The sequence below is a fragment of the Limnohabitans sp. Rim8 genome, from assembly GCF_945869175.1.
Classification (GTDB): Bacteria; Pseudomonadota; Gammaproteobacteria; order Burkholderiales; family Burkholderiaceae_C; genus Limnohabitans_A.
The window spans coordinates 1-14,900 of the sequence record NZ_CAMBNZ010000072.1 but is presented as its reverse complement, the minus strand read 5'-3'; the positions used below and the strand labels follow the sequence as shown (position 1 = coordinate 14,900).

General features: G+C 59.9%; 12 protein-coding genes. 2 read left to right on the top strand and 10 right to left on the bottom strand.

Translation table 11 applies throughout. The features are described from left to right. Positions 1 to 534, top strand: a 534-nt coding sequence (locus Q0O19_RS10895; protein WP_295522896.1) for an FAD-linked oxidase C-terminal domain-containing protein, incomplete at its 5' end; no start/stop codon positions are given. On the opposite strand, the gene Q0O19_RS10890 is transcribed toward Q0O19_RS10895, so the two are convergent. The 10 genes from Q0O19_RS10890 to mnmG form a co-directional block, all read right to left on the bottom strand. Then, positions 526 to 1,701: a benzoate/H(+) symporter BenE family transporter gene (locus Q0O19_RS10890; RefSeq protein WP_295522894.1), complete on the bottom strand. Its 1,176-nt coding sequence runs from the start codon at positions 1,699 to 1,701 to the stop codon at positions 526 to 528. The two genes, Q0O19_RS10895 and Q0O19_RS10890, sit on opposite strands and share 9 nt — an antisense overlap. Continuing rightward, positions 1,698 to 3,464 (bottom strand): ATP-binding protein, encoded by a 1,767-nt coding sequence (locus tag Q0O19_RS10885; protein WP_295522892.1) that lies wholly within the window; start codon positions 3,462 to 3,464, stop codon positions 1,698 to 1,700. Before Q0O19_RS10885 ends, Q0O19_RS10890 begins: the two co-directional genes overlap by 4 nt. Next, positions 3,461 to 5,233: an ATP-binding protein gene (locus tag Q0O19_RS10880; protein ID WP_295522891.1), complete on the bottom strand. Its 1,773-nt coding sequence runs from the start codon at positions 5,231 to 5,233 to the stop codon at positions 3,461 to 3,463. The genes Q0O19_RS10885 and Q0O19_RS10880 overlap by 4 nt, the downstream gene beginning before the upstream one ends. A gap of 19 nt (positions 5,234 to 5,252) precedes the next feature. Continuing rightward, on the bottom strand, positions 5,253 to 6,170 hold the full coding sequence (locus Q0O19_RS10875; RefSeq protein ID WP_295522890.1) for a ParB/RepB/Spo0J family partition protein: 918 nt from the start codon (positions 6,168 to 6,170) through the stop codon (positions 5,253 to 5,255). A 2-nt stretch (positions 6,171 to 6,172) separates the two neighbouring features. Then, positions 6,173 to 6,763 carry an alpha/beta hydrolase gene (locus tag Q0O19_RS10870; RefSeq protein ID WP_295522888.1) on the bottom strand — a complete coding sequence of 197 codons (591 nt, stop codon included), beginning with the start codon at positions 6,761 to 6,763 and terminating at the stop codon, positions 6,173 to 6,175. A gap of 21 nt (positions 6,764 to 6,784) precedes the next feature. Continuing rightward, positions 6,785 to 7,555, bottom strand: coding sequence for an AAA family ATPase (locus Q0O19_RS10865; RefSeq protein WP_295522886.1), 771 nt, complete (start codon positions 7,553 to 7,555; stop codon positions 6,785 to 6,787). A 55-nt stretch (positions 7,556 to 7,610) separates the two neighbouring features. Beyond that, complete coding sequence (locus Q0O19_RS10860; RefSeq protein WP_295522885.1) at positions 7,611 to 8,228, bottom strand: LysE family transporter; 618 nt, start codon at positions 8,226 to 8,228, stop codon at positions 7,611 to 7,613. A 40-nt stretch (positions 8,229 to 8,268) separates the two neighbouring features. After that, positions 8,269 to 8,883 carry a LysE family transporter gene (locus Q0O19_RS10855; RefSeq protein ID WP_295522883.1) on the bottom strand — a complete coding sequence of 205 codons (615 nt, stop codon included), beginning with the start codon at positions 8,881 to 8,883 and terminating at the stop codon, positions 8,269 to 8,271. Positions 8,884 to 8,977: 94 nt separating this feature from the next. Continuing rightward, entirely contained in the window at positions 8,978 to 9,625 is a 648-nt protein-coding gene (rsmG, locus tag Q0O19_RS10850; RefSeq protein WP_295522881.1) for a 16S rRNA (guanine(527)-N(7))-methyltransferase RsmG, read from the bottom strand. Next, a complete protein-coding gene (gene mnmG, locus Q0O19_RS10845; RefSeq protein ID WP_295522879.1) occupies positions 9,622 to 11,592 on the bottom strand; it encodes a tRNA uridine-5-carboxymethylaminomethyl(34) synthesis enzyme MnmG in 1,971 nt (656 codons plus the stop codon). The genes rsmG and mnmG overlap by 4 nt, the downstream gene beginning before the upstream one ends. Before the next feature lie 327 nt (positions 11,593 to 11,919). Between mnmG and Q0O19_RS10840 the strand changes: the two genes are divergently transcribed. Further along, positions 11,920 to 14,900: indolepyruvate ferredoxin oxidoreductase family protein (locus Q0O19_RS10840; protein WP_295522898.1), on the top strand; the 2,981-nt coding region annotated here is incomplete at its 3' end.

Sequence of the window (14,900 nt, the reverse complement as noted above, 5' to 3'; positions counted from 1 at the left end):
GCAGGCGTGAAAGAACAAGCCGAGACGGTGCAAGAGATCGCCAGCGAATTTGGTGGCAACGCCTTTGAATGGGCCACCACCCCCGAAGAGCGCACGCGGCTGTGGACAGCACGGCACAACGCCTACTTTGCCGCTGTGCAAAGCCGGCCAGGCTGCCGCGCCATCAGCACCGACACCTGTGTGCCGATCAGCCGATTGGCCGACTGTCTGCTCGACTCCATCACCGAAACCGATGCCAGTGGCATTCCCTACTTTTTGGTCGGCCATGTGGGCGACGGCAACTTCCATTTCGGCTACCTGATCGACCCGAACAACCCGCAGGAATGCGAAACGGCCGAAGCCCTGAACCAGCAACTGGTCAGCCGGGCCCTGCGCTTGGGTGGAACCTGCACCGGCGAGCATGGCATTGGCCTGCACAAAATGGATTTCTTGCGCACCGAAACCGGCGAAGGCGCGGTGGACATGATGCGCACCATCAAGCGGGCGCTGGACCCGCACAACATCATGAACCCGGGGAAGATTTTCTCAATGTGAGGCCGTGGGGCGACGTGTCCAGAGCCACTGCGCCAAGCCCCCCACCACCACGCCCCAAAAAGCCGAGCCCACGCCGGCCAGCGTCACACCCGAGACTGTCACCAGGAACGTGAGCAGTGCAGCTTCGCGGTGCTGCTCGTCTTTGACGGCCACAGCCAAGCCGGAGGCCATGGTGCCCAAGAGCGCCAAACCGGCGACCGCCATGACGAGCGCCTGCGGAAACGCCGCCATCAGGCTGACAATCGTGCCACCTGCCAGACCCAAAGCGATGTAAAGCAAACCGGCCGCAGCCGATGCCGTGTAACGACGGCCCGGATCTGGATGGGCCTCTTTGCCCATGCAGATGGCCGCAGTGATCGCCGCCAAATTGAGGGCATAACCACCAAAAGGGGCCAAGACCAGGCTGGCCAAACCGGTCGCTCCCACCACCGGGGACACTGGCGTATTGAAACCCGAAGCGCGTTGCGCAGCCACACCCGGCATATTTTGTGAAGCCATGGTCACCACAAACAGCGGCAGGGCCACACTGACCATGGCCGCCCAGCGCCATGTGGGACTCACCCACACGGGCGTGGCCCAGGAACCATCCACACCGGACAAGTGCAGCTGGCCTTGAGATACCGCCACACCCATGCCCACCAGCAACACCATGGGCACCGACCAGCGCGGCCACCAGCGCCGACCCAGCAGATAAGCCAGGGTCATGGCCAGCACCAAAACAGGCGCATGCGCCACCGCTTTCACCGCATCCAGGGCAAAGCGGGCCAACACCCCGGCCAACAAGGCACTGGCCAAAGCCAAGGGGATTTTGGACATCAGCCGTTCAAACCAACCGCTGTAACCCACGGCCATGATCAGCAAGGCGCACACCATGAAAGCACCTGTGGCCTCGGGCAAGCTCACGCCCTGGCTCACGGCCAAAACTGCCGCACCCGGGGTAGACCAAGCCGTCAAGACCGGCTGCCGGTACCACAGGCTCAAACCCAGACTGGTGGTGCCCATGCCGATGCCCAAAGCCCACATCCAGGACACCATTTGTTCAGGTGTGGCGCCCAAGGCCTGCGCGGCCGAAAACACAATCGCCGCCGAACTGGTGAAGCCCACCAGCACGGCCACAAATCCAGCCACCACCGTGGACAGCGAAAAATCGCGCCAAACGCGCCTCATGGGCCGTCGCCCTTGGCCCACAACAAGGACTCCACCCGCTGACACAGCTCGGCCGGCTCAAAAGGTTTGAGCATCACGGCGTTGAGCCCGGCGAACTTGAAACGCTCGAGATCCAGGGGGTTGACGTTGGCCGTCAGACCCAACACCGGCACCCGCTGGACGGTGACCGTCGGGTCCAGCCGGATGAGCCGCGTCGCGTCGATGCCATCCATCACCGGCATGACCATGTCCATGAGCACCAGGTCTACCGCTTGTGTGCGCAGCACATCCAGGGCCACTTGGCCATTGGCCGCCTCCAGCACCGTGCATTGGGGCCACGCACTGTGCAGCACCTGTTTAACAAGCAAGCGGTTGACCGGGTGGTCGTCGGCCACCAGAAACCGCCACGAGCTTTGCACGGTCTGCACCTCGAGCTTTCGGGTGGTTTTAGTAGGGGGCAATGGTTTCTCGCCCACCAAAGGCAGCCGCAGCCAAAAGCGTGAACCCACGCCCGGTTCGCTTTCAAAACCCATCTCGCCGCCCAGCAATTGGGCCAATTTTTGCGAGATCGCCAAACCCAAACCGTTGCCACCATAACGGGCCTGGGTGTCGTCTTCAGCCTGGCTAAAGCGCTTGAAAATGTGGCGCTGGCGTTCGGGGGTGATGCCAATGCCGGTGTCTTGCACCGAAAACAAAACACCCGGGTTTTGCCACTGCACACGCAACATCACCGAGCCTTGGTGGGTGAACTTCAGGGCATTGCCAATCAGGTTGACCAAGACCTGCATCAGTCGGTGTCGATCGGTGTTGACCCAAGTGGGCAAGTCCTCGTCCAGCGCCACGCGGTAATCGATGTCCATGCTTTTGACACGGGGCCAAAACAGCTCAAAAGCGTGCTTGACCGTCTGGCGCAACTCGAAACGCTCTGGCTGGATCACCAATTCGCCCGCTTCCAATTGCGAGTAATCCAGCACGTCGTTGATCACCGTCATCAGGTGATCGGCCGATTGTTGTGTGTGGTTGAGCACCTTGAGGGCGCCGGGGTGGCCCTCCAAGCGCGACAACAGCAGGGCATTGAAACCCAAGATGGCGTTCATGGGCGTTCTGAGTTCGTGGCTGACCGTGGCCACGAAATGCTCACGCATGAGCAAGGCGTGCTCCAGCTCTCGCTTTTTGAGCTCCAACGCCTGTTGGTCGCGCATGCCTTGTTCCAAGGCCTTTTGGTAAAGGCGTGCATACAGAAAAGGGACAATGACCAACACCCCCGTGGCCGCTGTGGCGGTGACCCAAGACGAGAAGGCATGCTCTGAACCCAAAGGCAAAGGGGGCCACACCTCCAATCCAGTCAAGGCCGCCACCATCGATTGCAAAGCCACAGCGATGAACAGCCATGTCATGCCCTCTTTGCGGCCCAGCACATAAAACGGCGTGAGCGGCAAGACCATGAACCACGTCATGCGCGGCGAAAAGCTGCCACCAGAAAACCATATGGCGTACAGCAAGACCAGGGCTCCCGTCGCCGTAGCGATGTGCACCCCCCATTCGAGTGACAAGCCATGGTGCACCATCACCAGCAAAAGCACCAGAAAGGCTGCAAACGATAAAAACATCGGTGTCGCATAGGGGTAAGGACTGATGAAGGCAAACACCAACAACAACACGATGATCAAATTCACAAAGAAAAACATGTAGGGCAACTTGCCCTTTTTGAAAGAGCTGGGCAACCAGGTGGACAGGTAGGAGATCAGCCACACCATGGGCCTTGGCAAGGTGTTCTCACTCATATGGCAACCCTCTTGGCTTGCTGCATGTGGCTGCTGACGCTGTGCACCAAAGCAGAGATGTCGATGGGTTTGCTCAGCACGTCACACATGCCGGCGTCCAGACAACGTTGGCGATCCACCGGGTTGGTGTTGGCCGTCAAGGCAATGATGGGCATGTGCGCCGCTTGAGCCGGGAAGTGCTGGTGAATCGCTTGCGTCAGCTGCAGCCCGTCCATCTCTGGCATCACCATGTCCACCAAGGCCAGGTCATACAACGACTCATCCAACAAACTCAATACCGCCGCCGCACTGTCGGCGGTCACCACTTGCGATTGGGGCCAGCATTTTTGAAGCTGCAAACGGGCCACCATCAGGTTGATGGCGTTGTCGTCCACCACCAAAATCCGCAGTCCTTCACCGGCCCCGAGGTCCAGGCTGGGGGCAGGCTGCGTCGGAACTTGCAAAGCCGCTTGCAAGGGCGTGTCAAACCAAAATTGCGCGCCTTGACCCACCTGGCTCTTCACGCCGATCTGCCCGCCTTGTAAATGCACGAGTTTTTCGCAAATCGACAAACCCAAGCCTGTGCCGCCATGGGTGCGGGTGGTTTGCACATCGGCATGCTCAAAGCGCCGAAAAATATCGGCCTGCCGAGCTTGCGCAATCCCACAGCCGGTATCGCTCACCTCCCAAAGCAAGCGCCCGCCTTGGGCCGTGATGCGCAAGCTGACCTCGCCCTGCTCGGTGAACTTGAGGGCGTTGCCCAACAAATTACGCAAAATCTGCAACAAGCGTGACCGGTCGGCATGAACACGCTGCGGCAAAACCGGATCGATGTACGCGCTCAAGATCAAGCCTTTTTCTGTCGCCCTGTCTCGCTTGCCGGCCAGAGCCTCTTCCACCAGCGCCGCCAAGTCGAAGTCCACCGGGTACAGCTGCATTTTTTCGGCCTGCAGTTGCGAGAAGTCCAAAATGTCGTTGACCACTTGCAACAAGTGGTCGGTGGAGCGACGTATATGGTCCACCACCGCCACTTGTTCAGGCAGGTCTTTCAATTCTTGGCGCAGCACGCCGTTGAAGCCCAAAATGGCATTCATGGGCGTGCGCAGCTCGTGGCCCACCGCGGCCACAAAGTTGTCTTTGTGGGCTTGTGCCTGCAACAAGGCTTGGTGGGTGGCCAGGATCTCTTGGCTGCGCCGGTGCAGCTGTTGCAGTTGCTGGTCGTGCAAGTGCTCATGCAAGCGGATACCCAACATCAAATTCGCCAAAGCCATGACATGGTTCATCCACGTCCAAGGCAAAGCGCCAAGCTGGCTCTTGTTTTGGCTGTTCACCCAACCCCACTGCATGGCCACAAACAACATGGCAACGGTGGCCAACACGGTGACAATCCAAAACAGGGCCGCCCGAGGCCCGATCAACAAAAGCACAGGCAAAGCCAGCACATTGAGCCACACCATGGCCGTGGAATTGACGCCCCCTGTTTGCGTGGCAATGTAGGTGATCAATGCCAAGTTGATCAAGGTGGACACATGCACCACCGGCCCATACCATCGGGCGTGCCAAGCCAATGGCAGCATCGCGAAAAGCAAGAGGCTGAGCACCCAGTTGGTGTGGGGGTTGTAGAACCCTGGGTGCAGCACATAAAACGACAGAGAAGTCAGTCCCGCCGCCACCAAATAAAAAACCAAAATATTGGGGCGCGTGAACAAGTTCTCGCGGTCCGGCAAGCCTCCCGCGCGCCAAAAGGCGGTGACACCCGAGATCCTCAAAAAGTCATTGAACAGGCTCATCTTCGCGGGCGTTTTCGCTTTAAGCACGCAGTTTATCGATCAGCCCATTGAGCTCGTCGAGCGAGCCAAACTGGATGCTCAGTTCGCCCATTTCCTCCATCTTGCCCAATCGCTTGACGCGTTTTTTCACGCGCACCTCGACTTCGGCCATGAGCAGGTCGGACAACTCTTCTTCAACCCGGCGAATGTCTCGGGACTTTTCTTTCTTGGGCTTTTGGTGCACCAGGTTGAACTCGGCACCCAGTTTTTTGGCCAAGCTCTCGGCCTCACGCACCGACATTTTTTTGGCCACAATTTGGTGGGCTGCCGTGATTTGCGCGGCTTTGTCCAGCGACAGCAAAGCACGGGCATGGCCCATGTCCAGGTCGCCCGCCATCAGCATGGACTGCACGGGCTCGGCCAGGTTGAGCAAGCGCAGCAAGTTGCTGCCCGCACTGCGCGATCGGCCCACGGCCTGTGCAGCGGCTTCGTGAGTGAGCCCAAACTCTTTGATCAGGCGTTGCAGGCCCTGGGCTTCTTCGAGCGGATTGAGGTCTTCGCGCTGAATGTTCTCAATCAGCGCCATGGCGGCAGCGGCCTCGTTGGGCACATCGCGCACCAAAACGGGGACGGCGCTCAGGCCCGCCAGATGCGAGGCACGAAAGCGCCGCTCGCCCGCGATGATCTCGTATTTGCCCGCGTTCTCGCCTTCGGTGAGCAAGCGCACCAGGATCGGCTGCATGATGCCCTGCGCCTTGATGGACTCGGCCAACTCGTACAAAGCGCCTTCGTCCATGCGGGTGCGCGGCTGGTACATGCCGGGCACCATCTGATCGAGCATGAGCTGGGTGGGCACGCCGGTTTCGGCCCTCATGTCAGGGGCCGGCGCTTCTTGCACCTTGGGACCCAACAGGGCTTCAAGTCCGCGGCCAAGGCCTTTGGGTTTTTTGGTGACCATGGTCAATCCTTCAACAGTGTTTGCAAAAGCGCTTGGCCTTCTGGCCATTCGCCCAAAGAGGAATCGGCGTTGATGTGCCCGGCAGCGCCGAGGTTCACCCAGCGGGCCCCCCAGGCTTGGGCCAAAGCTTGGGCCCGGTCTGCCGTGCAGTACGGGTCATTTTGGCTGCCCACCAAAATGCTGCGAAACGGCAAGCGTTGTCGGGAAATGGGCGACCAGCCCGGCAAGCGGTCTTTCAACTCTAGGGCTTCGGTATCGCCAGGCGCCACCAACAAAGCGCCGCGCACGCGGGCCGTGTGCCGGGACACGCTGGCCCAGGCCGCGACCAAAATACAGCCCAAACTGTGCGCCACCACAACCACCGGGCCTGGCGCGTCGATCACCGTTTCGTCCAGCCTGGCCAACCAATCGCCGCGCAAGGGGTGCAACCAATCGTTTTGTTCAACCACGGCATGGCCCTGCGTACGGGCCCAGTGCATCTGCCAATGGCCGGGGCCGCTGCCCTGCCAACCGGGCAAAAGCAAGACCGCAGGCACAGGCCGGGCCAAAGCCGCGTCCGGGTGGGCGGTGGTGGTGCGGGTTGAAACCGTCATGTTTCGCAGTGTCCCCCGAGCTCAGAGCGTGGGCGCACGCTGCACCAACTCGCGGGCAAACGCCACATAGGCTTGGCTGCCCTTGGCCGAGGCGTCAAACACCACACCCGGCAAACCGTAACTGGGGGCTTCGGCCAAGCGCACATTGCGCGGGATCACGGTGTCGAACACCTTGTCGCCAAAGTGGGCCTTGAGCTGGTCGCTGACCTGCATTTGCAAGGTGACGCGCGGGTCGAACATGACACGCAGCAAACCGATGATTTTCAGGTCTTTGTTCAGGTTGGCGTGGACCTGTTTGATGGTGTTGACCAAGTCGGTCAGGCCTTCCAGCGCAAAGTATTCACACTGCATGGGCACGATCACGCCATGCGCTGAACACAGGCCATTGAGCGTGAGCATGGAGAGCGAGGGCGGGCAATCGATCAACACAAAATCGTAATCGGCATCGACCACCTTCAAGGCGTTTTTCAAGCGCTGGTCACGGTGTTCCAGTTGCACCAACTCGACTTCGGCGCCCGCCAGTTCACGGTTGGCGCTGATCACGTCGTAACCGCATTTCTCCGCCTTGATCACCGCTTCGGCGATGGTGGCAGACTCCAACAACACGTCGTACACATTGAGCTCAACGGTGCGTTTGTCAATGCCCGAGCCCATGGTGGCATTGCCCTGGGGGTCCAGATCGACCAAGAGCACGCGCTGACCCACTTTGGCCAAACCCGCCGCCAGATTGACGGTGGTGGTGGTTTTACCCACCCCCCCTTTTTGGTTGGCAATGCAGAAAATAGTGGCCATAAGTTGCGCTCAGGTTAATCAGTTCGTGGGAATGTCAGGACTTGGCTGGGGGTGCTCATTTGGACAAGGCCAGCTTGAGGCCAAAACCCACCAAAAACAGGCCCGCCACTTTCTCCAGCACGCGGCCCACCACGGGGTTGGCGCGCATGCGCTCGGCCAGGTGGTGGGTCAGCAATGCCATGCCCAATCCGTATAAAAAGGTCAACCCGGCAATGGTCGCCGCCATCACGCCAAAGCTGACCCAGCCCAAATGGGTTTGCGGGTCCACAAACAGGGGGAAAAAGGCCATGTAAAAGACAATCGCTTTGGGGTTCAGCAAGGTGATGGCCAGCGCTTGCTGAAAATACTCCCGAGGCCGGATGTTCAGCACAGGCGCATCACCGGGCTTGGCCGTCAGCATTTTCCAACCCAGCCAAGCCAGGTAAGCCGCACCCAGCCATTGGATGGCGGCAAATGCGGCGGGGTACGTGGCCAATACCGTGGCCACCCCGGCCACCGCCAACCACATGAGCACTTGGTCACCCGCAATCACCCCCAAAGTGGCCATCAAACCACCGGCCATGCCACCCTTGCTGGTGGAGGTGATGAGTGCCAAATTGCCCGGCCCAGGAATGGCCAAGAACAACACGATGGCGACAACGAAGGCGCTGTAGTCAGAGATGCCAAAGAACATGTGCGGCTTTCAAAGTAAGGGGCAGGCGACCAGCGGGAAACTACTTGGCAACGACCATCTTGAGGCCAAAACCGATCAAGCAAAGGCCCGCCAATTTTTGCAAGCCGCCGGACACCTTGGGGTTGGCGCGAATGCGCTCGGCCATGAAGTGCGTGACCAGCACCACACCCATGCAATAGACAAAGCCCAAGGCGGCGATGGTCAAGGCCATGGCCACAAATGTCATCCAGCCTTGGTGGTTCACCGGGTCAATGAACTGAGGGAAAAAAGCCAGGTAAAACATGATCGCTTTGGGATTGAGTACGGTGATCAACAGGGTTTCACGAAAACAGTGGCCAGATGTGATGTGGATACCGGGGCCTTCGCCTGAAGGCGTCGTGAGCATTTTGTAACCCAGCCATGCCAGGTACGCGGCACCCGCCCACTGCAAAGTCAAAAAGACAGGCGGATAGGCCTTGAGCACCGCAGCCAAGCCCGCCACAGTCAGCCAAAGCAAGACCTGGTCACCCACCAGCAAACCGAGCACAGAAGCCAATCCACCGGCCAACCCCCCTTTGCTGGCCGAGCTGATCAAGGCCAGGTTGCCCGGGCCGGGCAAAAACAGCAACATAACAAAGGCCGCAGCGAATGCGCCGTGATCCGAAATGCCAAACATGCACGAACTTTCAGGAGAATAGGGCGAGTGTAAGTGATGCACCCCACTTTGCGGCCCTTGTTCAAAATGTGTTTCACGTGAAACACGCCGAAATTCAGACCCGGTTCGGCCTCATCCAGACCATGCAACGCTCCACATCCAAGCCCGGCACCGTCAGGGGTTCCACGTGAAACACCGCCACATCGTTGGGCAAGGCATCCATTTCGTCTTGGGGAAGCTTGCCCTTCATGGCCATCCAGACACCCCCCTCGGCCAAGGCCGAGCGTGACCAAGCCACAAAATCCGGCAGCGAAGCAAAGGCACGCGAGCAGATCACCTGGTAGGGGTCGGTCAATGACTCCACCCGGGCATGGATGCCGCGCAAATTCGGCAGCTTCAGGCTCGCCGCCACTTGTTGCACAAATGCGGCCTTTTTGGCCACCGTGTCCACGCATGAGACATTCAACTCGGGCATGCAAATGGCCAACACCACACCCGGCAACCCGCCGCCTGAACCCACGTCCAGCACCCGGGCGGCGCGGCCCTGGGTGTGTCGGGACAAGGGCGCGATGGCCGTCAGGCTGTCCAACAGGTGGTGGGTCAGCATATCGGCCGGGTCACGCAAAGCGGTCAGGTTGTAAACCTTGTTCCATTTTTGGATGAGCGCCACGTAACCCAACAAGAGGCGAATTTGCTCGTCCGACAACCCCAAACCCAAGGCGTTAACGCCCGCACGCAACCCCTCTTCCAGGCTCAAGCTCATGCCTGAACGCCTTCCTCGGCCGCTTGCATGAAACCTTTGAACCCGCCCTTTTTCAGGTGGATCAGCAACAGCGAAACGCTCGCCGGCGTAATGCCCGAAATGCGCGAGGCTTGGCCCAGCGTTTCCGGGCGGTGTTTGGCCAACTTCTGGCGGGCCTCGATCGACAAGGCGGAAACTTGCATGTAGTCCAGCGCCTCGGGCAAGCGCAGGTGCTCGTAAAAAGCAGCGCGCAACACCTCACCCTTTTGTCGGTCGATGTAGCCGGAGTATTTGGCGGCGATCTCGACCTGCTCGATGACCGACTCGCTCAAGTCGCCTAGGGTTTCACGTGAAACATCGGCGCTGGCCATGCGCCCACCGTCCAACGCCATCAGGGCGGCGTAACCCACATTCGGTCTTCGCAGCAAATCAAACAGGTTGTGCTCGTGCTCGATGACTTTGCCCAGCACCCGCACCGACTCTTCGGCGGGCAGGTTACGCGGATTCACCCACACCGACTTCAGGCGCTCTGTTTCACGTGAAACAGCGTCGCGCTTGCGACTGAAAGCATCCCAGCGCACATCGTCCACCAAGCCCATTTGGCGGCCGACTTCGGTCAAACGGGCATCTGCATTGTCTTCGCGCAACTGCAGACGGAACTCGGCACGGCTGGTGAACATGCGGTAGGGCTCGGTCACGCCTTGCGTGACCAAGTCGTCCACCAGCACGCCCAGATAAGCCTGGTCACGCGCAGGCGTCCAGGCCGCGTCGCCCCGGCATTGCAAGGCCGCATTGATGCCGGCAAACAAGCCTTGGGCAGCCGCCTCTTCGTAACCCGTGGTGCCGTTGATCTGGCCCGCAAAAAACAGGCCGCCGATCTGACGGGTTTCAAAGCTGTTTTTGAGGGCCCGCGGGTCAAAATAATCGTATTCAATCGCGTAGCCGGGGCGCAGGATATGGCAGTTTTCCAAGCCTTTCATCGAGCGCACCAGCTCATACTGGATGTCGAACGGCAAGCTGGTCGAGATGCCGTTGGGGTAATACTCGTGTGTGGTCAGGCCCTCGGGCTCCAGAAAGATCTGGTGGCTGTCCTTGTCGGCAAAGCGGTTGATCTTGTCTTCGACGCTCGGGCAATAGCGCGGACCCACGCCTTCGATCTTGCCGGTGAACATGGGGCTGCGGTCAAAGCCCGAGCGGATGATCTCGTGCGTGCGCTCATTGGTGTGTGTGATCCAGCACGGCACCTGCTGCGGGTGCATGTCGGTGCGGCCCATGAAGCTGAACACGGGCACACCCCCATCGGGGTTCATGCCCCCGGGCACGCCGTCACCGGGTTGCTCGGTGCACTTGGAAAAGTCGATGGTGCGACCGTCCAGACGCGGCGGCGTCCCGGTTTTCAACCGGCCTTGCGGCAGCTGGAGCTCTTTGAGCCGCGCCGACAGGCTCACCGCGGGTGGATCGCCCGCCCTGCCCGCCGCATAGTTCTGCAAGCCCACATGGATCTTGCCGTCCAAGAAGGTGCCCGCCGTCAGCACCACGGTGCGCGAACGAAAACGGATGCCCACTTGCGTGACGGCCCCCACCACCCGGTCGCCTTCGACCATCAGGTCGTCCACGGCTTGCTGAAACAGCCACAGGTTTGGCTGGTTTTCCAACATGCGTCGGATGGCGGCTTTGTACAAAATGCGGTCGGCCTGGGCGCGGGTGGCGCGCACGGCCGGACCTTTGGAGCTGTTAAGGATGCGAAACTGGATGCCCCCTTCGTCGGTCGCCAAGGCCATGGCGCCGCCCAAGGCGTCCACCTCTTTGACCAAATGGCCCTTGCCGATGCCGCCGATGCTGGGGTTGCAACTCATCTGCCCCAAGGTCTCGATGTTGTGGCTGAGCAACAGGGTTTTGCAACCCATGCGGGCAGAGGCCAAGGCGGCTTCGGTTCCGGCATGGCCACCGCCGACCACGATCACATCGAATTCTTGAGGGTAAAGCATGAGAGGTCCGCCTTGAGTGAAGGCCAAAAATAGGCGCCAAAGCGCGATGGGCCGCCCTGCCACGGGGTCGGCTCAATCTGCTTATTTTACAGGCAGCGCCAGAACGTGCGCAGCCAACCAAGCGCAAAAACGTGACCGAACCACCCAGGTGCGAGGACCATTCGGCGCGGTTTATGCGGCCCTTGGTTTTCAATATTTCAGGCGCTTATTCATTGTCGTGTTGAACAGGGCGGTTTTCAACTTAGGGCAAATCCTGTCTCCAAAAGCAAGCCCTTGTGGGCACGACGGACCTACACTGTGACCATCCTTTTCGACGCAGGACAAACCATGAACGCCCCATTGCCCGACTCGATTCGCCAGGCTTTAGAAACCGTCACGCTGGACGACAAGTACAGCCTCGATGTCGGCCACGCTTTCATGAGCGGTGTACAGGCCCTGGTCAAGCTGCCCATGCTGCAACGCCAACGCGATGCCCTGCAGGGCAAGAACACCGCGGGTTTCATCAGCGGTTACCGGGGCTCGCCGCTGGGCAGTTATGACCAGTCGCTGTGGAAAGCCAAAGACCACTTGAAAGCCCAACACATCGTGTTCCAACCGGGCGTGAACGAAGAGCTGGCCGCCACCGCTTTGTGGGGCACACAGCAACTGGGTTTTGCGCCCCCGGGCACCAACAAGTTCGATGGGGTGTTCGGCATCTGGTACGGCAAAGGCCCGGGTGTAGACCGCTGCTCAGATGTGTTCAAACACGCCAACATGGCCGGCACCACCCCCTGGGGCGGCGTGCTGGCCGTGGCGGGCGATGACCATGTGGCCAAAAGCTCCACCGCAGCCCACCAGAGTGACCACATTTTCAAGGCCTGTGGCCTGCCCGTGTTCTTTCCAGCCAGTGTGCAAGACATCCTGGACCACGGCTTGCACGCCCTGGCCCTGAGCCGGTTTGCGGGCATTTGGTCAGGCATGAAGACGATTCAGGAGATTGTGGAGTCGAGCGCCACCGCCCACATCGACCCCGAACGCGTGCACATCGTGTTGCCGGAGTTCGTCATGCCCCCGGGCGGCGTGCACATCCGTTGGCCCGACACCGCGCTGGAGCAAGAAGCGCGCTTGTTCGACTACAAATGGTACGCAGCCCTCGCCTACATCCGTGCCAACAAGCTCAACCACAACGTGATCGAAGGACCCAACGACCGTTTTGGCCTGATCGCCAGCGGCAAAGCCTTCAATGACACGCGCCAAGCGCTGCTGGACTTGGGACTGGACGACGCCAAATGCCGGCGCCTGGGCATCCGGCTGCACAAGGTGGGCGTGGTCTGGCCGCTCGAAGCGCACACCACCCGCGAGTTCGCCACCGGCTTGCGCGAGATTTTGGTGGTGGAAGAAAAGCGCCAAGTCATCGAATACCAACTCAAAGAAGAGCTGTACAACTGGCGCGACGATATGCGGCCGAAAATTTTGGGCAAGTTTGACGAAGCCGAAGGCGACACCTCTGGCGGCGAATGGTCCATCCCCAACCCCGCTGAACGCACCTTGCTGCGTGCCAATGCCGACCTGACCCCGGCCTTGATTGCCCGGGCCATTGCCAAACGGCTGAAAAAGCTGGACATCGATGCCGACACGACCGCGCAAATCGACGCCCACTTGGCCATTTTGGACGCCAAAGACAAGGCCATGCAAACCTTGACTTTGGGCACAGCCGCCGACCGCACGCCCTGGTTCTGCTCAGGTTGCCCGCACAACACCTCCACCAAAGTGCCGGAAGGCTCACGCGCCATGGCCGGCATTGGTTGCCATTTCATGAGCATCTGGATGGACCGCAGCACGGTGGGCTTCACCCAGATGGGTGGCGAGGGCGTGCCCTGGACAGGGCAGCAACCCTTCAGCACCGACCAGCACATCTTTGCCAACATCGGCGACGGCACCTACTTCCACAGCGGCCTCCTGGCCGTGCGCCAAAGTGTGGCTTCTGGGGTGAACATCACCTACAAAATTTTGTACAACGACGCCGTGGCCATGACGGGCGGCCAACCCGTGGGTGAGCGGTCTGAGGGCCACAGCGTGGTGCAGATTGCCATGAGCATGAAAGCCGAAGGTGCCCAGCGCATTGTGGTGGTGACCGACGAACCCGAAAAGTACGAGGGTGTGGCTTTGGCTGAAGGGGTGAGGGTGTTCCACCGCGATGAGCTCGACCGCATTCAACGTGAAATGCGAGAAATCTTGGGCACCACCGTCATCATTTACGACCAGACCTGTGCCACTGAAAAACGCCGCCGCCGCAAGCGCGGCACCCTGGTAGACCCTGCGGTACGGGTGATGATCAACGAAGAGGTGTGCGAAGGCTGTGGTGACTGCAGCGTGCAGTCCAACTGCCTGTCGGTGGAGCCGCTCGAAACACCTTTGGGCCGCAAGCGCACCATCAACCAAAGTACCTGCAACAAAGACACCAGCTGCCTCAAAGGTTTTTGTCCCAGCTTTGTCACGGTGGAAGGCGGCACGTTCAAAAAGAAAGCCACGTCCACCAGCACCAACATCAACCCAGCCAGCTTGGGCAAACTGCCAGAGCCCACATTGCCTGCCATCACCCACCCCTGGGGCATGGTGGTGGCCGGTGTGGGCGGCACAGGTGTCATCACCATCGGCCAACTGCTGGGCATGGCCGCGCACATGGAAGGCAAAGGCGTCGTTACCCAAGACTCTGCCGGTTTGGCGCAAAAAGGCGGTGCCACCTGGAGCCACATCCTGGTGGCCAACACCCAAAACGAGATTCGCACCACCCGCGTGAGCATGGCTGCAGCCGATCTGATCATGGGTTGCGACCCCATCGTCAGTGCATCCAAAGAAACCACCTTGCGCATGCGTGCAGGCCGCACCCATGTGGCCTTGAACAGCAACAGCACACCCACCGCTGCCTTTGTGAAAAACGGCAATTGGCAAAATCCGGCCGAGCAGTGCTTGGCCGAAATTTCAACCCAGGTCGGTGTGCAAGCCGTGGGCGCTTTTGATGCCGATCTGTTGGCCAAACAACTCATGGGCGACACGATTTATGTCAACCCAATGATCTTGGGCTATGCCTGGCAAAAAGGTTGGGTGCCTTTGCGCCGTGAGTCTTTGGTGCGGGCCATTGAACTCAACGACGTTCAGGTCAAAAACAACTTGGCCGCTTTTGAGTGGGGTCGCAACGCAGCCCACCAATTACCGGCATTGATGGCCCAGTTGCAACCTGTGCAAGTGATTCAATTCAAAAAACGCGAAAGCTTGGACGAACTGATCGCAGACCGCATGGCGCGTTTGACCGACTACCAAGACGCCAC

What these genes read in the sequence shown, in the direction of transcription:
- Q0O19_RS10890 (WP_295522894.1), bottom strand. Translation starts at nt 1,701, where the DNA reads ATGAGGCGCGTTTGGCGCGATTTTTCGCTGTCCACGGTGGTGGCTGGA.
- Q0O19_RS10885 (WP_295522892.1), bottom strand. Translation starts at nt 3,464, where the DNA reads ATGAGTGAGAACACCTTGCCAAGGCCCATGGTGTGGCTGATCTCCTAC.
- Q0O19_RS10880 (WP_295522891.1), bottom strand. Translation starts at nt 5,233, where the DNA reads ATGAGCCTGTTCAATGACTTTTTGAGGATCTCGGGTGTCACCGCCTTT.
- Q0O19_RS10875 (WP_295522890.1), bottom strand. Translation starts at nt 6,170, where the DNA reads ATGGTCACCAAAAAACCCAAAGGCCTTGGCCGCGGACTTGAAGCCCTG.
- Q0O19_RS10870 (WP_295522888.1), bottom strand. Translation starts at nt 6,763, where the DNA reads ATGACGGTTTCAACCCGCACCACCACCGCCCACCCGGACGCGGCTTTG.
- Q0O19_RS10865 (WP_295522886.1), bottom strand. Translation starts at nt 7,555, where the DNA reads ATGGCCACTATTTTCTGCATTGCCAACCAAAAAGGGGGGGTGGGTAAA.
- Q0O19_RS10860 (WP_295522885.1), bottom strand. Translation starts at nt 8,228, where the DNA reads ATGTTCTTTGGCATCTCTGACTACAGCGCCTTCGTTGTCGCCATCGTG.
- Q0O19_RS10855 (WP_295522883.1), bottom strand. Translation starts at nt 8,883, where the DNA reads ATGTTTGGCATTTCGGATCACGGCGCATTCGCTGCGGCCTTTGTTATG.
- rsmG (WP_295522881.1), bottom strand. Translation starts at nt 9,625, where the DNA reads ATGAGCTTGAGCCTGGAAGAGGGGTTGCGTGCGGGCGTTAACGCCTTG.
- mnmG (WP_295522879.1), bottom strand. Translation starts at nt 11,592, where the DNA reads ATGCTTTACCCTCAAGAATTCGATGTGATCGTGGTCGGCGGTGGCCAT.